General features: G+C 41.8%; 17 protein-coding genes and 1 tRNA gene. 12 read left to right on the top strand and 6 right to left on the bottom strand.

Annotated elements, in window-relative coordinates; translation table 11 throughout:
- The first annotated feature begins 5 nt into the window (after nt 1–5).
- Genes CLV51_RS09330 through CLV51_RS09310 form a run of 5 tightly spaced genes read left to right on the top strand, consistent with a single transcriptional unit; the run spans nt 6 to nt 5,972 of the window.
- On the top strand, nt 6–1,427 hold the full coding sequence (locus CLV51_RS09330; RefSeq protein WP_106527782.1) for a hypothetical protein: 1,422 nt from the start codon (nt 6–8) through the stop codon (nt 1,425–1,427).
- Nucleotides 1,428–1,441: 14 nt separating this feature from the next.
- Nucleotides 1,442–2,545, top strand: a complete 1,104-nt coding sequence (locus tag CLV51_RS09325; protein WP_106527781.1) for a glycosyltransferase family 4 protein — start codon at nt 1,442–1,444, stop codon at nt 2,543–2,545.
- Nucleotides 2,542–3,282 carry an FkbM family methyltransferase gene (locus CLV51_RS09320; protein ID WP_106527780.1) on the top strand — a complete coding sequence of 247 codons (741 nt, stop codon included), beginning with the start codon at nt 2,542–2,544 and terminating at the stop codon, nt 3,280–3,282. Before CLV51_RS09325 ends, CLV51_RS09320 begins: the two co-directional genes overlap by 4 nt.
- A 29-nt stretch (nt 3,283–3,311) precedes the next feature.
- A complete protein-coding gene (locus tag CLV51_RS09315) occupies nt 3,312–4,712 on the top strand; it encodes an undecaprenyl-phosphate glucose phosphotransferase (RefSeq protein WP_106527779.1) in 1,401 nt (466 codons plus the stop codon).
- 18 nt (nt 4,713–4,730) lie between these two features.
- The gene (locus CLV51_RS09310) at nt 4,731–5,972 is read left to right on the top strand and encodes a WcaI family glycosyltransferase (protein WP_106527778.1); all 1,242 of its coding nucleotides are present in this window, start codon (nt 4,731–4,733) and stop codon (nt 5,970–5,972) included.
- A gap of 15 nt (nt 5,973–5,987) precedes the next feature.
- On the opposite strand, the gene CLV51_RS09305 is transcribed toward CLV51_RS09310, so the two are convergent.
- From CLV51_RS09305 to CLV51_RS09295, 3 genes are all read right to left on the bottom strand, one after another.
- Complete coding sequence (locus CLV51_RS09305) at nt 5,988–6,695, bottom strand: FkbM family methyltransferase (RefSeq protein ID WP_245898674.1); 708 nt, start codon at nt 6,693–6,695, stop codon at nt 5,988–5,990.
- Between the two features lie 348 nt (nt 6,696–7,043).
- Nucleotides 7,044–8,159 carry a suppressor of fused domain protein gene (locus CLV51_RS09300; RefSeq protein ID WP_106527776.1) on the bottom strand — a complete coding sequence of 372 codons (1,116 nt, stop codon included), beginning with the start codon at nt 8,157–8,159 and terminating at the stop codon, nt 7,044–7,046.
- Nucleotides 8,160–8,692: 533 nt separating this feature from the next.
- On the bottom strand, nt 8,693–9,586 hold the full coding sequence (locus tag CLV51_RS09295; protein ID WP_106527775.1) for a LysR family transcriptional regulator: 894 nt from the start codon (nt 9,584–9,586) through the stop codon (nt 8,693–8,695).
- Nucleotides 9,587–9,712: 126 nt separating this feature from the next.
- On the opposite strand from CLV51_RS09295, the gene CLV51_RS09290 reads away from it, so the two are divergent.
- From CLV51_RS09290 to yiaA, 7 genes are all read left to right on the top strand, one after another.
- Nucleotides 9,713–10,507 (top strand): SDR family NAD(P)-dependent oxidoreductase, encoded by a 795-nt coding sequence (locus tag CLV51_RS09290; RefSeq protein ID WP_106527774.1) that lies wholly within the window; start codon nt 9,713–9,715, stop codon nt 10,505–10,507.
- 134 nt (nt 10,508–10,641) lie between these two features.
- Entirely contained in the window at nt 10,642–11,946 is a 1,305-nt protein-coding gene (locus CLV51_RS09285) for a serine hydrolase domain-containing protein (RefSeq protein ID WP_106527773.1), read from the top strand.
- Nucleotides 11,947–12,277: 331 nt separating this feature from the next.
- Nucleotides 12,278–13,201 carry a family 2A encapsulin nanocompartment shell protein gene (locus CLV51_RS09280; RefSeq protein WP_106527772.1) on the top strand — a complete coding sequence of 308 codons (924 nt, stop codon included), beginning with the start codon at nt 12,278–12,280 and terminating at the stop codon, nt 13,199–13,201.
- A complete protein-coding gene (locus tag CLV51_RS09275; RefSeq protein ID WP_106527771.1) occupies nt 13,188–14,837 on the top strand; it encodes a family 2A encapsulin nanocompartment cargo protein cysteine desulfurase in 1,650 nt (549 codons plus the stop codon). The genes CLV51_RS09280 and CLV51_RS09275 overlap by 14 nt, the downstream gene beginning before the upstream one ends.
- A 320-nt stretch (nt 14,838–15,157) precedes the next feature.
- Nucleotides 15,158–15,229: transfer RNA gene (locus tag CLV51_RS09270), tRNA-Met, on the top strand.
- Between the two features lie 109 nt (nt 15,230–15,338).
- On the top strand, nt 15,339–15,809 hold the full coding sequence (locus CLV51_RS09265) for a group II truncated hemoglobin (RefSeq protein WP_106527770.1): 471 nt from the start codon (nt 15,339–15,341) through the stop codon (nt 15,807–15,809).
- A 69-nt stretch (nt 15,810–15,878) separates the two neighbouring features.
- Nucleotides 15,879–16,313 (top strand): inner membrane protein YiaA, encoded by a 435-nt coding sequence (yiaA, locus tag CLV51_RS09260; RefSeq protein ID WP_106527769.1) that lies wholly within the window; start codon nt 15,879–15,881, stop codon nt 16,311–16,313.
- On the opposite strand, the gene CLV51_RS09255 is transcribed toward yiaA, so the two are convergent.
- The 3 genes from CLV51_RS09255 to CLV51_RS09245 all read right to left on the bottom strand — a co-directional run bounded on the left by CLV51_RS09255 (nt 16,302) and on the right by CLV51_RS09245 (nt 21,286).
- A complete protein-coding gene (locus tag CLV51_RS09255) occupies nt 16,302–16,823 on the bottom strand; it encodes an SMI1/KNR4 family protein (RefSeq protein ID WP_158266966.1) in 522 nt (173 codons plus the stop codon). The two genes, yiaA and CLV51_RS09255, sit on opposite strands and share 12 nt — an antisense overlap.
- An 89-nt stretch (nt 16,824–16,912) precedes the next feature.
- Nucleotides 16,913–19,372, bottom strand: a complete 2,460-nt coding sequence (locus CLV51_RS09250; protein WP_106527767.1) for an outer membrane protein assembly factor BamB family protein — start codon at nt 19,370–19,372, stop codon at nt 16,913–16,915.
- Between the two features lie 108 nt (nt 19,373–19,480).
- Nucleotides 19,481–21,286 carry a RagB/SusD family nutrient uptake outer membrane protein gene (locus CLV51_RS09245; protein WP_211301974.1) on the bottom strand — a complete coding sequence of 602 codons (1,806 nt, stop codon included), beginning with the start codon at nt 21,284–21,286 and terminating at the stop codon, nt 19,481–19,483.
- Nucleotides 21,287–21,301: the final 15 nt, after the last annotated feature.

Genomic DNA, 21,301 nt, shown 5'->3' with positions numbered 1-21,301 from the left:
GTAATATGGACAGCGGATATAGTTTTTTATTCAGTGATAATATTTATGTGGAATGTTTCAGGGAAACAATGCCCCTGTTGATTTCCGGCATACTATTATACCTGTATTATAAAAAGCAGATCCATGCTATAGACGCATTGCTTTACGCATTTGCAACTGAAGCGTATACAATGATTGTAATAGGTCCCACCTTTACAGCAACTTTTTTTATTAGTATAGTATTCTTAATTGACCAGGTCCATCAACTGCTGTCAGGAAAATTATATATCAAAAGAGCCTACCTGCTCTTACTAATATTACCGCTGTTGTCCAGCATCGCAGTATTTTTGATTGTACAGTTTTACAAAGATCCTTTTTATTATCCGGGCGGTAAATTGTATGTTTTTTATACCAGGCCATTATATTTTTATCTTAAAACGTACTTACCATTATTTGCAATCGGAGCCAAAATAGTACAGGAAAAAGATCAATTTAATTTCGATGATTTTTTAACTACTATAAAAACAATTGCAAAATTTTCCTGCATCATAGCAGCGCTGCAGATTTTTGCTGAATTCAGTTTTAATAACCTTGCATTGGATGAAATACTGGGATTACAGCGCCGGTATTTACAGGAACAATCCAATGACGTGTTTAGTCTCCGCATACAGGCGTTATTCTCAGAACCTAAAATTTTCAGTGCATTTTTATCCTTGTCCATTCCTGTCTTTTTGAAAGACAGGAACTTCAGGATGGCCGGTATTGCTTTCCTAGCCGGCATACTCACCGTATCCCAAACATTCTGGATTAATCTGGTAGCAGGATCACTGGTATTCTTGATTTTTCCACGGATGCAATCTGTCAGGCTGAAAATCATAGGATCGCTGCTTTCCATCGTTTGTCTTTTCCTCGCTGTTGCCGGTTCAAAGGAATATTTCATAAAGGAGTATGCAGCTAATCAGCAGAATACATTTTATCAGCTGATATTCAAAAGATCTGCTTACCGGTATGATACTGATTTGTGGGGAAAAAATAATATACTCTTAGGGATGCCGCTCCAAAGAGAGCTGGAATTACCCGTGGTTGATTTTTTAAAAGATGAACCCTACTTGTTACTGTCCGGGTACGGCGGGGGGAATAGCACATTTATTCCGCCCCAATACTTCTTCGGTCAGCTCAATTACGAGAACCGGCTGGCTGGTATTGGAGGTAACAACCTGAATATGCGTTGGTTTTTTATACTGGCTGAATTTGGAGGCTTTGCATTGCTGGGCTTTTTCCTGATTTTAACACAATCCAAATACAACATTCCTCCTTTTCAAAATAACTATTTTGCTTTTATATGGATTTGCTTTTTTTTCAGTCAGATAGATTTGCTTTTAGTGATCGTAGCACTGCTAAGCGCCTATGATGCGGAAAATCAGCCTTCGGATTACATATCAATATAATTACATTATAGACCGTGCAGATATTCTTAGACAATATTGTATTTACAATCCAAAAAGCAGGCGGTGTGTCTGCTTATTGGTATGAGTTGTTAAGCCGTATATGTAACAACAATTGGTCAATTAGTATTTTGAATGCACAGCCGGGTTCCGAAAATATTTTCGAGCAGAAGATCGACTACAGTAAATTTCAATGCATATGCGAAAGCCGTATCCCTAAAAGATATTTACGTTATCTCCCATTAAGATACAAGCTACCATTTGCAGCTGTTTTCCATGGTGGGTATCTGCGCATTTCTCCTCAAAAAAATATTCTGAACATTCTCACTGTGCATGATTTCGCACATGAACGGAAATTAGTTACTGCCTTTCCCAGGAGCCTGGTGAATACTATTCAGAAAGCATATGGTATCAGGCGTGCAGATGGTATTATCTGTATTTCAGAAAGCACCAGGAAAGAATTACTGCAATTTTATCCGGCCACAGATCCGGCGAAACTACAAGTCATTCATCATGGAATTTCCAATGATTTTTATCCGTTAGATAAAGACAAATTGCCTCATTGCTCATTACCACTGCATCTTGAAGAGAAATATATTTTATATGTAGGCGCCCGAAAGAAGTATAAAAATTTTTCTGTAGCGCTGGAAGTGATGAAACAATTACCTGCCAAATACACGTTAGTAGCGGCTGGCGGCGAACCCTGGAGTGAAAAAGAAATAAATAACCTGAACAACAACATACCTGGCCGCTATCACATTTTCCCGATAGTTGGCGCTGCTGATCTAAATGTGTTATACAATTATGCTTTCTGTCTTTTATACACATCTGCTTATGAAGGATTTGGTTTTCCACCCGGAGAAGCAATGAAGGCAGGTTGCCCGGTTGTTGCCACCAATTTAACAGCCATGCCGGAGATAGTAGGCAAAGCAGGATTGCTGGCAAACCAGGCAGATGCAGCTTCTTTTCTGGAGAAAATTTCTTTGCTCGAAAATGACTCCTGCAAACAACTGCTAATCATGAAAGGGATTCAACAGGCAAAACTATTTACCTGGGAGAAAAGCATACAGGAAACAATCGGGTTTTATCAAAAATGTTGGAATAATAAATTTTTGAAATGAATCTTATCTTCAAAATGGTGGATGCTGCAAAAGTAATACTGCGGTCAGGAACCAGGGTTACTTCGTTAATGAAAAAAGGAGCTTCTATAGCTTCCACCCAGGTGCTGCACAATTGCAGACATTACATACCCCGGTTAAATACCATTATAGATGTGGGCGCAAACAAGGGACAGTTTGCACTGGCAGCGGTAAATTTCTACCCTAAAGCCAGCATCCATTCTTTTGAGCCTGTTCCATCCACCTATAAAATCTTACAATCCAATACGAGGAAAATAATCGATATCAGCACCTATAATTTTGCGCTGGGTAGTAAAACAGGTACCCTTCAATTTTATAGTAATGCTTACTCCCATGCAAGCTCCGCACTTCGCGTTTCCATTTTACAACAAAGTTTACTTCCTAAAACATCGGCTATACAACAGATCAATGTGCCTGTAAAGCAGATGGATGCCTTACTTGATGATATCATCTTTATTGCACCCGTATTATTGAAAATGGATGTGCAGGGATTTGAAAAGGAAGTGCTGCTGGGTGCAGTGAAAAGCCTTCAAAAAATTGATTACCTGCTTTTCGAAACTTCTTTTGTATCAATGTATGATGGGGAACCTTTATTTGATGAGATGCACCATTTCGTCAAAGAACTGGGGTTTGAATTTATTGCCCCGGTAGGTTTTCTGCAATCCAAAAAACTGCAAATATTACAAATGGACCTTTTGTATAAAAGAAAAACAAATTAAATCAGCTCAATTGTAAAACCATATCCATTATGAAACAGGACGTTCACGCAAGTCAGTTTTTAAGACTGGTCATCGATTATGGAGTATTGGTCATTGCTTTTATACTCACCCGGGAATACATCGCTGCAAAAGGTGATGTATTCTTTTCCCCACTCAACTGGCTATTGTTGTTTATCAGCTGGTTTGTATGGACGGTAACCGGAACAGCCATGCACTTGTATGAAGATTACAAATCCAGGTTTTCTTTCGAATTTGTAGCTATATTAAAAACAGTATTGTTGCATATCAGTATTTTCACCTTTCTCTTCTTCTATTTCTTTAAATTTTACCCATACCCACGCACATTCACATTGCTCTATACATTTTATATCTTTGCCGGCACTACCACGATAAAATACATAGTAAAAAAAATATTGCTCCGCCTTCGGCACAAAGACCATAACATCAAGAATGTCCTGATTGTGGGTGCTGGCGAAACCGCTTTAAATTTTTATAATACCATTACATCCAATAATCATTTAGGTTATAAATGTGTAGGATTTGTAAATGACCATCGTAGTATTGAAATGAACGATCATCAATACCTGGGTAAAATATCTGAATTAAGAAGCATACTGGAAGACAGTGAAATAGATGATGTAGTGGTGGCACTACCTGAAACAGCAAAGGAAGATACAGAAAGGATCATCATGACCAGCGAAAGAGCGGCTAAACGGGTCAGGATCATTGTTGATTGCCATCGTTATTGTACATCTACTGTCAGTATGAACCTTTTGGGCACGTTCCCTCTTGTTTCCATTCGTTCTTCACCGCTAGATGATCCCGCCAGGCAATGGTTCAAACGATTATTTGATATTTGTTTTACGCTGATATTATTTACTGTTTTCAGTTGGCTTTTCGTCATCATTGGGATACTGATCAAGCTTTCATCCAAAGGGCCCATCCTATTCAAACAGGAGAGATGGGGGCATAAAAACAAGAAGATCATCTGCTATAAGTTCCGTTCAATGGTAGTGCAGAAAAGCGAAGTAGACAGTGAAGGGCACTTCATTCAGGCTACACGCAATGATGCCCGTGTAACATTCGTTGGTCGTTTTTTGCGCAAAACCAATCTGGATGAATTACCGCAATGTATCAATGTATTATTGGGGAATATGTCTTTTGTTGGTCCACGCCCACACGCTACCCCACTACACTTTGAATCAAAGGATATCATACAGCATTATATGCTGCGACAGCTCGTAAAACCAGGTATCACCGGCTGGGCGCAGGTAAATGGCTGCCGGGGAGAAACCCGGCACTCAGGGCAGATGCAGCAGCGGGTGAACCTGGACATTTGGTACATAGAAAACTATAGCTTCTGGCTGGATTGCCAGATTCTTTTCCAAACACTTATGAATATGATCAAAGGAGATAAAAATGCCTATTAAAAAACTTAACAAGCATTTATGTCTAAACGTTTCTTATTAATTGCAGGAAACTTTTCACCAGAGCTGAACGGCATTGGAAAATATAACGGCGAAATGATAAAATGGTTGTCGGCTAACGGATATGAATGTACGGTGATCACTACCTACCCTTATTATCCTGAATGGAAAGTACAGGCCCCCTACACCCAAAAAAAGTACAGATATTCAAAAGAAATATTACAGGATAACGGTCTAAAGATCACTGTATACAGGTGTCCTCAATATGTACCGGCAAAACCATCCGGAAAAAAACGAATGATACTGGATTTTTCTTTTGTATTATCAGCCACCTGGAAGCTGCTTCAATTACTACCTGCAAAAAAATTTGACTTCGTGATGGCTGTTGTACCGTCTTTTCATTTGGGACTGCTCGCAATATTATATAAACAGCTGCGTGGTGCAAAATTCCTGTATCATATCCAGGACCTGCAAATAGAAGCTGCCAGGGACTTTAATATGATACGCTCCTCCTGGCTTATTAACATCATGCTCAGCGTAGAAAAATATATTCTGAGCCAGGCCGATATAATAAGCAGCATTTCTGAGGGTATGATTAGAAAAATACAGGAAAAAGCTAATAAAGATATTATTCTGTTTCCTAATTGGGTGGATGTGTCACAGTTCTATCCAATAGAAAATCGTACTGCACTGAAAATGGAATATGGTTTCAAAGCCACCGATAAAATACTCCTCTATTCCGGTGCTATCGGGGAAAAACAAGGGCTGGAATCCATTTTATATACGGCAAAAGCGCTACAGGATCAGGATGATCTGAAATTTCTGATATGCGGGTCAGGGCCTTACAAAGAACAATTATACTTACAGGCAACCACATTACAGTTAAGCAATGTTATATTCCTTCCGCTGCAGCCTTATGAATACTTTAACCGATTTCTAAACATGGCAGATATACACCTGGTTATTCAAAAGTCAAGTGCCAGCGATCTTGTTATGCCTTCCAAACTCACTACGATTATGGCCGTAGGCGGACTGGCGCTCATCACCACCAATAGCGGCAGCAGTATGTATGAGCTGATACAGCGGTATAAAATGGGTATACTGGTAAATGCAGATAATCTACAGGCGTTGAAGGAAGGAGTTAACAGGGCTATTACTGAAAATGGGAAAGATATAGCCAGAAATGCCAGGGCATATGCCGAAACAAATCTTTCAGTAGGGCAAATAATGTCACGCTTCACAAAAGTAGTAGCCAATGGATAACGAAGATAGCGGTACTTATGCCGTCGCGCGCTTTTTCAATGCTGCAATGTTCTGAAATGAAAATATTTCAAAGCCGGTCGTATTATACTGTCCCAAAGCTTTTAATCCATCTGGTAGTAATCTATAAAAATCATAGCCTGGTAATATATCCACAATGTCTTTGAAAAAAGTTCTGGAAATAACATTCATTTCATTGAACTCAAATTGTATTATCTCTATCAGGCCTTTTTGTATGGTTTTACCAGCACCTTTCAGCACATTGAGTTCATTACCTTCTGTGTCAATTTTTAATAGGGCAATCTTTGATATATTATTCTCTTCCACAAACTGATCAATAGTTGTAAGTAAAATGGCTACTTCTTCCGCGTGGCTGCTACGAAGATCTTCTATAACACCCTTATACATACTTGCGTGCTCAGAGCCTCCACCGCCGGCATAGTCGTACATAGCAGCTATAGTGGATCTTTCACCGGCTCCTGCCGGCACTGCTGTAAACTGATAAGATCTGGAGGCTGCTATCAGTTTTTTAAAAGCAACAGGATGTGGTTCAAAAGAAAAAATAGGAAGTGTAATCTCATTCCTTCGCAGCATAATAGCGTAGTTACCAACATTAGCACCTACATCCAATATCACGCCCGACAGCAATTTTTTGCCGGTAATAAGGAATTTAATAAACGCCTTTTCTCCGGACACCCTTTCATTTTCATAATTCCGGATACCCATTCCACACATACTTAACTTATAAAAGAAAAGATTAAATGAGTAAAAAGCTTTTCTTGCAAATAAAAAAACATACACTCTTTTAACAGATTTAGCCAGCGGATGCATTGTCTGGGGTATTATTTATACAATGATCTGAATTCCACTATACACCCAATCTCACAGCATAATAAATTTAGTGATATTTTACGCACAAGTGTCTGTTCACTTCATTCATTCTGATGCGCTGCAGATCAAGGCAATATCTTTTAGCATAAAGAAAAAAGGCTACAACAGGCCGGCATAGTTATATTATGCCGGAAACTGTTGCAGCCTGTCTTTTAAAAGAGAAATTTTAAATCGCCGATAGTCTTAACTAAAGCTCAACTCCGCCCTTTTAGTAACCACATGGTTAATATTATTATTGATCATCTTTTCCAGTAAATCATACCCTGCATTGGGTTTATGATGCGCAAACTCCCGTTCTAACTGTGTTATAGGTGATAGCCAATATAAATTTACCTTATCGCCGTACAGCTCCGGTAATTCAATGGATGGCCCGTCATACAATGCAGCGGATACAACCAGGCTCTCAAAAGGTGCCGGCAGCTCGTCGCTACTGATGGTGTGACCCTCTCCCAGCCAGGTAATCTGCTTCCATGGCCTGTCTGCCAAACCAGACATAATACCTGCCATCGTCATCACTTCTTTATCTGTAAAATCTTTTTTGCTGCAGGCCATCGCCAGTTCCATCCTGCGGAATCCTGGAGCTCTTTCACTGTACAAAAGCTCTACCCAGGGCATCGGACGAATACCAACGCCCATCGTAACAAGATATATGATCCCTTCTTTCTCAAACTTACCCAGGGCCATGGGCGGCCATTGTCCGCCATCAATGGCATAATATTGCTGAATGGTACCAAAGGCTGCTTCGTAAGCATGTATGTATTTATCCTGTAAAATGCCCCAGGTCTGACTGGACGCTTCTGTCCATTCGTTCCAGAAAGCAATTGCCTGATCTACGCGCCCGTACAACACATTAACACCCCGCTTGCCCAACGGCATCAGGCGATCGTCGTCACCAGCACCAATACAATCCGCCGCATAGGCTACCGCATGTTCATCTTTATACAAACTCCAGCCAGGTATCACGCCTAATATTTCTCCATCATACAGTACAGCAGCGCCATCCCCTTCTTCCATCCACACAAAGGTGATACGTTCCTTTTCCAATGGCTCTTTGCCTTCCGGATGATTGCAATAAGATGCCTCCAGCATAGGAGCCATCCCTTCTTTCATGGCAGCTACATCTTTCTTCTCAGGCGCGGGCTGCAGGTTGCGCAACCAGCATGGGCGGGGAGAATACTTGGTCGTCAGCAGTTCAGATGGGTACAGGTAAAAGTATGCGGCCCTGTCGTCCTGTTCTACTATAGCATATAAAGTACCACGGTTATTAGGCTGTTCTATTAATATTTCCGGTTCTGACATAATTACATTTTTTAATATACGCACTTAGATGGCTCAAAAATAATGCATTCATAGAGGACTATTAAACCTGATATTTTTGAAGTATTTTGTCTGTTAATAAAATGCTATTATGAAAAATTCCACGTTACTCTTAGCAGGTCTGCCGCGAAGATTAAAGCGGGTATTTTATTTTTTTTTGATTTAAAAGATTAGCGAAGATCTCAGTGGATATTGTCTGAACCAGGATTTAACGGATTGAATGGATTACCATGATGGATGCCGAAGATCATAGCGGAGATATTCGAATATATCTTCCAGATAAAACAATATAACATCCATCATGGTAATCCATTCAATCCGTTAAATCCTGGTTCAGACAATATCCACTGAGATCTTCGTTAATCTTTTTAAATCTATCTAAATAAAAAAAATAAAATCTGTATAATCAGCCTAATCCTGAGCAAGACAATCTTCGCTAATCTTTTTAAATCTATCTAAATAAAAAAACAAAATCAGGGTAATCAGCATAATCAGTCTAATCGCGAGAAAGACAATCAATCTTTAAACAATCCTCTTACCATCTTAATATTAGTAGCAGTGGCTTTCGTTTTATCATAGGCCAGGTAAATAGTATTGGTAGTGGGTTCATTACCGCACCAGATCTCTTTAAGCTCCTTCCTTTGCAGCAGGTCTTTCACCAGGTAATCAGATGCAATTGTTACCCCATCCACATAACTGAGAGATTTTAAGATAGAATTAAAATCCGGTACAATGAAGCGGGGCCTCAGTCCTGGCCGCTTTTTAAAATTGTGCAGCCAGAATCGCCGGATAGCAATCAGGTCACTGCTGTAGGCAAACCAGTTTTGTTCCAGCATCCAGTTTTCAATGTTCTCTAAATCTCCGTTCCGGATATATTTCTTAAATGCAGTGGTGTCAATAGCAGGGCTGCCCACCAGCACAAATTTTTCGAAGAGTACCGGCTCACAAACTATATTCTTTTCTTCTAGTATGCCGGTAGATACTACAAAATTGAGATCTCCCTTTAACAGCTTCTGAACAAGATCTTTTGTCAGTCCAAACTCCATTACTATATTAGCATCATCAGTTTTACCAATGCGCGGTGCTAATATGGCATCATAAAATTCTTTCGGTGCACCCATATTAATGACCGTCATACATCTCTTTACACAGGTACGGCTAAAATCGCCCTCTACCTTTTCCAGTTTATCCACTGCTTCTATGATCTGGGTATAAAACAGCTTGCCGTAGCTGGTAGGTACCATCTGCCGGGGCTTCCGCTCAAATAAGGGATGCCCTATGTAATTCTCCAGCGCAGATAAATGCTGACTCACATTGGGCTGTGAGATCAACAGTTCCTGCGCCGCGCCCGTTAAGGTGCCGGACTGATAGATGGCCTTAAAGGTCCTGTACCATTCGAAGTTTACCATATCGCAAATGTATAAATTAATTTATACATAACCATAAATCACATTATTATATTTATACTATAGGGTGATGTACCTTTGATCTGTCAAATTAATAAAACGAATTTAATAACATTAAAAGATAAACAAATGGACTTACAATTAAAAGGGAAGAAAGCATTTGTGAGCGGCTCTACACAGGGAATTGGATTTGCTATTGCCCAACAATTATTACAGGAAGGCGCCGAAGTAATCATCAATGGCAGAACAACTGCAAGAGTAACCGAAGCTGTAGAAAAATTAAAACAACTGGTACCAGGCGCAAACATATCAGGTGTAGCAGCGGATTTCGCTAAGGCTGCCGAAGTACAGCAACTGCTGACACAAATTAACGAAGTAGATATACTGATCAACAATGCAGGCATATTTGAACCAAAACCATTTGCAGATGTTACAGATGAAGAATGGTTGCGCTTTTTTGAAATTAATGTATTAAGCGGTGTTCGGTTATCCCGCTACTTTTTCCCGAAAATGCTGGCAAAAAACTGGGGCCGCATCATTTTTATTTCCAGCGAATCAGCCATACAGATTCCGGAAGAAATGATTCATTACGGCACCACAAAAACCGCGCAGCTGTCTATTAGTCGTGGTTTAGCCGAGCTTACCAAAGGTACTAACGTAACTGTAAACACAGTAATGCCTGGCCCTACCAAATCAGAAGGTGTAGAAGAATTTATAAAGAAATTAGCTACCGCCGGCAACATCACCCCGCAGGAAGCTGAAGATGATTTCTTTAAAACCATGCGTCCTACTTCACTTATTCAGCGCTTTGCAGATGTAGCAGAAATAGCTAACCTGGTTACCTACGTGGCCAGCCCGCTCTCCGCCGCTACCAACGGCGCGGCGCTACGGGCAGATGGTGGTTTGGTAAAAACTATTTTCTAACAACTTTTTTATCCTCATCTCTCCCAAAAAAAATTCCTGATTACATACGCGCCCCTTCCTCCTTCTTTTGCCTGTGGTAGCAGGAAACAGGGAGTGTATGTAATCATCTCCAAACAAAAATTAATAATACTACAATGAAATCCGATATTAAAAAGAGCATCTTATCTATACTTTCCGCAGTATCCATCAGCCTGATCGCCACCGCTACGCAAGCACAGCAAAAAACAACTACCGGCTTCGATCAGCAACGCCTCTCCCGCATCGACAGCTTTATTAACCGCGAAATAAAAGTGCAGCATATTCCCGGCGCCACCGCACTCATCATCAGGAACGGTGAAATCGTTTACAACAAAGCATTTGGCAATGCTGATGTAGCTACTAAGAAAACAATGCAGCTAAACAATATATTCAGAATTGCTTCTCAATCAAAAGCGATCACCAGTCTGGCTGCGATGATGCTGTGGGAAGAAAATAAATTTTTACTCGATGATCCGTTATCAAAATATATTCCTGCATTCAAAAATCCGCAGGTAGTGGTTGCCTTTAATGCCAAAGACACCACCTATACCACCAGGCCAGCCAACAGGGAAATTACGATCAGGGACTTGCTGCGTCATACTTCCGGTATCGCCTATCCTGCTGTTTTCAGCGATCCCAATATGTGGGCTATGTATCAAAAAGCGGGTGTTCCCAGCGGTATTGGTACCAGCGCATCTACCTTGCAGGAAAAAATAGCTATCCTCGCCAAACTGCCGCTGCAACACGATCCCGGAGCGGCCTTTACTTATGGCCTCAACACAGACATCCTCGGTTACCTGGTTGAAATATGGAGCGGACAACCACTCGATGTGTTTCTCCAAAAAAGAATTTTTGAACCGCTGGAAATGAAGGATACTTATTTTCATCTGCCAAAAGAAAAACAAAACCGACTGGTTACTTTATATGAAAATATAGGGAATACGCTCTTACCCGTAACACATCCGATTTATGAAGGAGTAGATCCGGACTTTCCGAAACTGCATGGTACTTACTTATCCGGCGGAGCCGGCCTCAGCTCTACCATTGAGGACTATGCAAAATTCCTGACCTTCTATCTCAACAAAGGCATATATAAAAACAAACGTTTAATCAGCCGCAAGACCATTGAATATATGCTCACCAATAATTTGCCGGAAGGCACCAAATCATCTCCCTTCCCTGCACAACCAGACGACATACAATTTGGGCTGAGCGGCTTTTCACTGGAAACAGCAAAAAATGATTACCTGTCGCCTTTAAGTATCGGCGCTTTCAGATGGGAAGGCGCTTTTAATACACATGGCTGGGTAGATCCCAAAGAAAATCTCATCGGGCTGTTCTTTACACAGGAATACTTATCCCCTTACTGGCGCATTGGTGAAGAATTTAAAGTACTGACGTATCAGGCCATCAACGATTAAATTGTCTTTCCCAGGATTAGGCTGATTATACTGATTACACCGATTTTGTTTTTTTGATTAAGATAGATTTAAAAAAGATTAGCGAAGATCGAAACGGAAATATCCGCTTTGATCTTCGCTAATCTTTTTTAAATCAAAAAAATAAAATCAGGGTAATCAGTATAATCAGCCTAATCCTGTGAAAGACACCCCCCGCTTTTTTTGTTTTAATCAAAAAGGCTTAATTTATACTATAATTAATACCTACCGATCGGCAGAAAAATGACCCACTACACATTTTTCTTCATGGTTCAACGCTTCATTTTCGCAAACTTCAAAAACTGATCCCATCATGGCAGATGTAAGTAAAACCAAGACTCAGACTGCGCTAGGCGATGTGGCCGCCAGACAACTAGCTATTGCTACCCGTACGGTGCCGCAAATGATGTCCATTACTCCCCGCTGGCTGACCAAATTAATGAGCTGGATACCAGTGGAGTCAGGAGTTTATCGGCTCAACAAAGTAAAAGATGAAAGCAATGTAACGGTAGATTGTTCCGAAAGAGATGAACGCGAACTACCCGAAACGTATGTGGATTATATTGAAAATCCACGCGAGTATAATCTCAGTGCAGTGAATACCGTACTGGATGTACACACCCGTGTGTCCGACCTCTACAGCAAACCTTACAATCAGATCAGTGAGCAGTTACGCCTGATCATTGAAACCATTAAGGAGCGTCAGGAAAGTGAGCTGATCAACAACAAAGAATATGGATTGCTGCACAGTGTGGCCGCATCACAACGTATTAAAACACGCACCGGCGCCCCTACTCCGGATGACCTGGACGACCTGATCACCAAAGTATGGAAAGAGCCGGGCTTCTTTTTACTGCATCCACTTGCCATTTCCGCCTTTGGCCGCGAATGTACCCGTAGAGGTGTACCACCTCCTACTGTATCGCTATTTGGCTCTCAATTCCTTACCTGGCGCGGCATTCCGTTGGTACCTTCCGATAAAGTACCTGTTGAAAAAGGTAAAACAAAAATCATATTACTGCGTACCGGAGAAAGCAGACAAGGCGTTGTAGGGCTTTACCAACCTAACTTACCCGGCGAACAATCGCCCGGCCTGTCTGTGCGCTTCATGGGCATTAACCATCATGCCATTGCTTCTTATCTGGTTTCTCTTTACTGTTCATTGGCGGTATTGGTAGATGATGCCATTGCTGTTCTCGATGATGTAGAAATAGGCAAGTACCATGAATACAAATAATTTTACTACAGATGGATTACCAGATATTGCTGCCCTGGAAAGACTGGCCAACCAGCTTTTCAAGTCTTCGCAGTCCGGTAATGACGCATTGCCACAGCAATATGCGTCAGCTGACCCCATCCAGGACCCGCTGCTGCAACAAGGTAGCGTAACCGATGTTACACAGGCACCCACCAGTTTACCGGACCCGCATTTTTCCGATAACGGTGGCATCCCCTCTTCAGTAGCCGGTAGCGGAATATCACCCAGCGCCATGACACAAAAACCTGCAACATATGATCCTTCATTTGAGCAGGAACTACAGCGCGCACTAAAAAATATTCATACCCAATCCTGGGGATCACAGCTGCCCATGCAGGAAACATCTTATTACTTTTTACCGCAAAAAGCAACTGGTATCACTGGTATCAGTCAGCCGCCACTGGATGTAAACCTGATCAGGGCCGACTTTCCCATCCTGCAGGAACATGTGAACGGACGCCGCCTCATATGGCTGGACAATGCCGCTACCACACAAAAGCCACAACAGGTGATTGATCGTGTCAGTTATTTTTACGAGCACGAAAATTCCAACATTCACCGCGCAGCACATGAACTGGCAGCACGCGCTACTGATGCATATGAAGGCGCACGCGAAAAAGTGCGCTCTTTCCTGAATGCTGCATCCGTCAATGAAATTGTATTTGTACGCGGCGCCACAGAAGCCATCAACCTGGTAGCAAAAAGCTGGGGCGAACAGTTCCTGCAATCAGGCGATGAAATAATACTCAGCCACCTGGAACATCACGCCAATATTGTGCCCTGGCAGCAACTGGCCAACAAAAAAGGATTGCTCATCAAAGTAATTCCGGTAGACGATGACGGACAGATCTTAATGGACGAGTATACAAAATTACTCGGTCCTAAAACAAAGCTCGTATCATTTGCCCAGGTATCTAATGCACTGGGAACCGTTACACCCGCACAAAGAATGGTGGAACTGGCGCACCAGGCAGGTGCTAAAGTATTGGTAGATGGTGCTCAGGCAGTATCACATATACGGACAGATGTACAGCTGCTAAACTGCGACTGGTACGCATTTTCCGGTCATAAAATTTTTGCCCCTACAGGTATTGGTGTACTCTATGGCAAAGAAGCCCTGCTCAATGAAACGCAACCCTGGCAAGGTGGAGGCAGCATGATCAAAGATGTTACCTTTGAACATACCCAGTATCAGGCCGCCCCTGGCCGGTTTGAAGCAGGCACCGGAAATATAGCCGATGCCGTTGGCTTAGGTGCCGCCATTGATTATGTAAATCATATTGGTATTGATGCCATTTATCAATATGAGCATTACCTGCTGGGATATGCTACACAATTGATGAAAGATGTACCAGGCTTACGTTTGATAGGTACAGCACCAGACAAAACCAGCGTGCTATCTTTTGTTTTTAAAGACTTCACTACTGAACAGGTGGGTGCTGCACTCAACCAGGAAGGTATCGCTGTACGATCCGGTCATCATTGCGCACAGCCCATCCTGCGCAGGTTTGGTGTAGAGAGTACCGTACGTCCGTCGCTGGCATTTTATAATAGTTGTGATGATGTTGATACCCTGGTAAATGCATTATTGCGATTACGCAGGAGCAGGATATAATTTTTATATCTCCGTAACACCGCTTCCAGCAATATTTCCAAAGGATTATTTTTTTTAGATGATGAGATTTTTGAGCCAAAATGGTTTTTAATCTCATCGTCTGAAAAAATAAAAATAAATTTTATGCTTTCGCATGTTCATAAACAGGCTTTTACAAATATGCCCTGAAACATAATACCCACAAGGATTACAGAGTAACATCCTTACTAAAAAAAATGCACAGAAAAATAATAAATGCAGCAGCATATACCTCGTTGCGCAAAAAATAAATCTATTAAATTTTGTAGTTTGAATTAATTGTCTACATTTGCACTCCACAATGCGAGGTAGAGCAGAGGTAGCTCGTCGGGCTCATAACCCGAAGGTCAGCGGTTCGAATCCACTCCTCGCTACAAAAAGTAAAAGTCCTGAACAGCTGTTCAGGACTTTTTTTGTGCCCTATCTACAAAAGATTTATTTTTAATACAGCAAAAAAAATCTCTTATCAATAAACCAGTCTTCATGAAAGAAGTACCATCCCTTTATAACTGGGCCGGAGGACAAGCTTCCCTTGAAAAGCTAACAGAAGTATTTTATGATAAAGTGCTGAAAGATGAATTGCTGGAACCTGTATTCAGGAACATGAGTCCGGAACACACCAAACATGTAGCACATTTTATTGCAGAAGTTTTTGGCGGCCCCAAACTCTATACAGATCAGGATCATGGGAGTCATTCCAATATGGTAGCACATCATGTTGGCAAATCACTTACAGAAGTTCAGCGTAAGCAATGGATCAAACTTTTACTGGACAGCGCCGATGAAATTGGGCTGGTAGATGATCCTGAGTTTCGCTCTGCATTGGTAGGTTACCTGGAATGGGGCAGCCGGTTAGCCATCCTTAATTCCCAAACAACTGAAAATCCGATCGGCGAAAGTGAACCTATGCCCAAATGGGGCTGGGGAGAAACCGGTGGACCCTATCAAAAATAAATAGTATTATTACAGCAGATAAATTTGTTTAACCAACACCCAATCCCTTAATAAAATCTCAATCAATCAATGAAACAAAAACCTTCAATGGCATTTATTGCCGCCTCCTGGGTAGCAGTACTTGCAGGTATCTTAGGCTTCATCATCGGACTCTGGAATGCCTCCACTATGCAACTAAATGAAAAAGGGTACTACTTCACTATCTTAATGTATGGTTTATTTGCTGCGGTATCCGTGCAAAAATGTGTGAGAGACAGACTCGAAGGGGTTCCCGTAACTGATATCTACTATGGCCTCGCCTGGGTATCTATGCTGCTGACCATCCTCCTGTTGACAATAGGATTATGGAATGCTACTTTAGCTCCTAGCGAAAAAGGATTTTATGCTTTTGCATTTTTATTGAGTGTATTTGGTGCTATCACCGTACAAAAAAATACACGCGATACACAGGCTGCAAAATCACCTACTGCTACAAACAGAGACGGTATTAATTCAGAACTTTAATTTTTTTAAAAGCAGGGCGGCTAGTTTAGCTACCCTGCTTTTATATATTATCACCCTTGTTGTTGTTTTCTCCAACTTCTCTTGCCAGTCTATCAGCCCACCCACTTCAAATACACCTCCCTTCACAAAATGCTCCAAAAAAGTAACCAGTGAGTTAGTCAGTAATATATTATAAGAAGAATTATAGATACCGTAACTGTCAGGATCATTTGCATCTACCTGTATATCCCACATGTCACAGTAAAGCATGTATTCAGCAAAATAAAATTGCCCTTTAACAAACTCTTTACGCCTTTCCATAATTTCTTCCAGCGGAATAATCCTGAACTGGTCCTCTTCCGATTCGAATCCATTACAGTATAAATATAATGCCCGTACCTCCTCCGGTAACTTCACCCCCATCCGGATTTCAAACACTTCAATAAGATAGGGATATGCAGGCGGGTATAGGGTTATACCCAATTCTTCTTTCCTGCTGCTGATAATATTCATCATCTCCTGCATCAACATATTTGCTATTTTACAATACCAAACTAAGTACATCAAAATAAATAGCCTTCAGCAGTATTTGCTGAAGGCTATTTATTTTAATGTAAAATCTATAAACTAAACGCATTCACATTACCAGAAAAATCAGCCACATACAACATTCCGTTGCACACCACCATTTCTGCAAATACGGGAGCGCCTACACGAAAACGTGATACTGCTTTCCCGGAGTGAATATTTATTATATACACATATCCATCTGATGCTCCCACATAAATATTATTACCTGCACATAACGGTGTAGATTCAATAGTAGCAGAAGAAGGCGAGCTATATGGTGCTGTATAAAAGAGCGCTTCACCAGGTACAAAACACCATACCTGTTGTTTTGTATGTTTATTATAAGCTACCATTCCATTGGCGGCGGTGCAAATAATAATGTATTGATCCGTTACCAGTGGGGCTGTCATGGTTTTCAACGCATCCTCCGTAGGAATACTGTCTACCGTTTTACCATCTGCCGGATCAATAATATGTAGTTTATTCAAACCATGCACGTACAGGCGATCGCCATAGAATGCAGGTGTACCGCTGCGGAAGCGAATTCCTTCATCACTTCTTTTCCAGAGCACTTTACCGGTAGCGGCATTATGCGCGTACAAATGATTCCAGTTGGAAGAAGTAACCAGTACCCCGTTTTGCAACGCCATGGCTGCCGGCGTACCTTCTCCTCCGCTCCAGTCGTGGTTAGTCCATTTTACCTGACCGGTAGTCACTTCCAGCGCCTGCATATAATTACCAGCGCCTGTGTAATAAATACCTTCCTGCACCACGCCACCGGAGTTATAAGCCGGTAAGTTTTTCAGATCGCCGGTATGCTGCCAGCGTACTTTGCCGGTAGCAGCTTCCAGCGCATAGGTAACGCCCTCTGCATCAGTAGCCAGTAATACATCGTTACTATAGCTGATGCTGTGTTTGATAGAGTTTTTTGTATGGAACTGCCATAACTTTTTGCCGGTCTTTGCATCCAGTGCGGTGATACCACAATGTTTATTTTCCTCATCATCAATCGTACCTACAAATATTTTTCCTGCTGCATAAATGGGCGACGACTTCCATACATTGCCACCAATATTGGCAGACCATGCCAGCTGCAATCCATGTGTACCAGCGGTATTCACCACGCCTGTACGTTGTGCATTCTGCAGCACTTCAGGCCATACCTGTCCGGTAAGGGCCGGTATGCTGGTTCTTTTCATTGAAAAGGTATCACGACGGAATAAGATATTACCGGTATTTAATGTAGCTTCTATCGTAGACGTATATACGTTATTCATCCTGGCAGCAGGTACTTCCATAGTGGTAGCCCAGTTCCAGTCTGTACGCTGTTGTAAAGACAGCTGTTTCAGCAGTTGTCCTTTTTTATTATATAAACTGAATAGCACCTGGTGCACATAAGAAGATGTTTGATAAGCATTCACGCTGACCAGCAGTTTATTACCTTCAAATGCCACACCATTGGCAGCAGGAGATACCTGCGTTACCTGGTTGCTTACATAGGTATAACGTCTTTGCACATACGAAATACCTTTTTTATCTACTCCTATTATATCAAAATTAGAAGCAGAGTTATCTATACCCCCATCAGGTGCCGGCGCAGAGCAGAGTGAGCGGATGCCGGTGTTTCCATGGGTGCGGGCAAAATTAATATGCCAGTGGCCATAGACCCAGGCTTTCAGATTATGTTCATTCAGGTTAATACTATCCTTGCCGGACCGGATGGTAAATAAAGTATCGTAGGTAAGCAGATCATGATTAAAAACAATAACCGGCTTGGAGGGATCTGTATGCGCCAGGTCATTTTTCATCCACTGTACTACGTCATCCACTGTGTAAGAAGGCTGATAATCACCGTATCTCATGGGCGTTACAATAAAATGTGCAGGACCGGCTTCAAAAGAATAAAATACCGGTCCAAACAGCGACTCATACAACGCTTCACCGTAAGGGCCCTTCACCAGGTCGTGGTTACCAATACAGTAATATACCGGCAATCCCATGGTATTACTGTTGATCTGTTGTGCATGAAACTGCAATCCCTTTTCATAACAGATATCTCCGGTATGTACAATAAAATCAGCCCCTTCAAAGCGGGCGTAATCTTTGGTTTCTGTGATCCAGTTGTTATAAAGATATGTTTCTGTATCTGTGAGTCGTATAAACTTTGCCATGCCGGATTGCGCCTGCTTCACCGGCATCAGGCCAAAATCATAGGTAGCGATGCTGCTATCTGTTCTGATATAAAATGCTTTGGAAAATTTATATCCCGCCGGTGTGGTAATAAATACAAATTTGTTTTTTGCATCACCGGGTAAATGATAATTACCGGCATTATCTGTTTCCGTTACCTGTACCCCGTTAGATACACGTATCCCTGAAACCCCTGCCTCACCTGCATCACGGGTGCCATTCGCATTTTTGTCAATAAATACTTTTCCGGAAAATCCCTGGGCTAACACAACGTGCAAAAAGAGAGTAGCCGTGCACGTTAGGAGTATTCTTTTATTCATCAGTTCCAATTTTAAAATTTCAAATTACGAATTTCAAATTACGGATCTCAGCGAAGGCTCCCGCTGAGATCTGTAATTTGAAATTCGTAATTCGCAATTATTTTGCTGCTACCATCCGAAAATCTGCTTCAATTGCGGATTCAGTACGGTTTGTGCCAGTGGAATCGGACGATAATAATATTGCGGTTCTATAAATACCCGTTTGCTGTCGCGATCACGTGTAAACATAATATGTCCGTTTGTTCCATTTTCGAGATAGAAATTATTGTCTTTACCATCCTTATCTTTCAGATAAAACCTGGAGATATTTGCTCTCATATCCGGTGTTAAACCTGCCAGCACAGCAGTATCAGACGGTGAAGCCAGGATAGCAATATCCGGAACATTATCACCAGTCATATCTATAGGGCCCAATGCAGCTACATACATGCCTTGCTGCGAATCCTGGAAACGCATACCAGCTTTCCATCTGTTCACATCATTAAAACGAAGTCCTTCACAGGCCAGCTCCACTCTTCTCTCTCTGCGTATTTCCAGCAATGCACCTTTGTTAGCACCGGTTACATTAGGATACGCTGCCGCTAATACCGGATCAGGCATTGCATTGGCAGTACCCTGGTTCAGGTGTGGCATTCCCACACGGTCGCGGAGCAAATTAATGGTATTATCAATATCAGATTGTGCGAGGGTACCCAGTTCAGCTTTAGCTTCAGCATAATTCAGCAACACTTCTGCATAACGAAATATCGGCAGCGCGGAATAGTCGGCATACCAGCCCTGACGCTGTGCAGGATCGCGCGGATAATATTTCAGCTGATCATAAGCACCCAGGTTAGGCTTTGCGATGTACAGGCTCTTATCCTGCGTTGTAGAGAAGCCGGGATAGGCTACCGTTTCAGCTAAGCGCGGATCACGGTTATTGAAAGTATGTGTATAATCCAGGTTTTTATAATTAGGTAATGACGTAAACGGTGTACCATCTGTCATCAGGTAACTATATACCAGGCTTTGGCTAAGTGACCACTCCCAACCCAATACAACGTGTGTATTGTTTGCAATACCCAGGCTCTGCTGGTAATCTGCCCACTGGATCATTTCCGCATTTCCGGATAAAGTAGGACTGGAAAATAAGAAACGGTAGTCTTGTGCACCTTTACCTGTAGTAAAAATCTTGAACTTACCACTTGCCATCAGCTGCTCACAAGCCCAGGCTGTTTTTTGAAAGAAAGTACCGGCAGAAGCCTGCAGGTTCAGTTCATCATGGTATTTACGGAAGGTACCTTCAAACAGGGTAAAACGTGCCATCAGGGCGAGCGCGCTCCATTGGGTAACACGTGTTCTGGTGCCTTCATCCGCTTTGATATTATCTACAGCAAACTGAAGGTCAGCCATAATAGAATCTACTACCATTGCACGTGGATCACGTCCCTTATACAGTGTAGAATCAATATTTGACATGGCACTTGAATACCAGGGTACATCAGAAAAACGCGCTACCTTATCTGCATAAAACTGCGCACGGAAAAAACGTGCGATACCAATAAAATGGTTAATAGCCACCTGGTCTCCCTTTGCCTTATAAACGTTATCCAGCATAAAATTAGCGCTGCGTAACTGATTCCAGTTGTCCCAGCCGGTATTACCTACCGTAGTGGAAGAAAGACCGTTTTCTACCATCAGATCCATTTCACCGCCACCGCTGAAGCTGGAAATGTTATCTGAATTGATATCGTCCGACTTAATCACGAACTGGCTGTACAATCCGTTGGTGTACGTTTCCAGATCCTGTGGTGAATTAAAAAAAGCGTCTGGTGTGATCTTGGTTTGCGGTAACCGTTGCAAATAATCTTTATTACACGATGCCGCTGCACATCCCAGTATAATCAATGATATAAATAGCCTCAAATTTTTCATGGTGCACATTTTAGA

It is taken from the genome of Chitinophaga niastensis, from assembly GCF_003014755.1.
GTDB classification, from domain to species: Bacteria; Bacteroidota; Bacteroidia; order Chitinophagales; family Chitinophagaceae; genus Chitinophaga; species Chitinophaga niastensis.
This window is presented reverse-complemented; position numbering and strand designations above follow the sequence as displayed.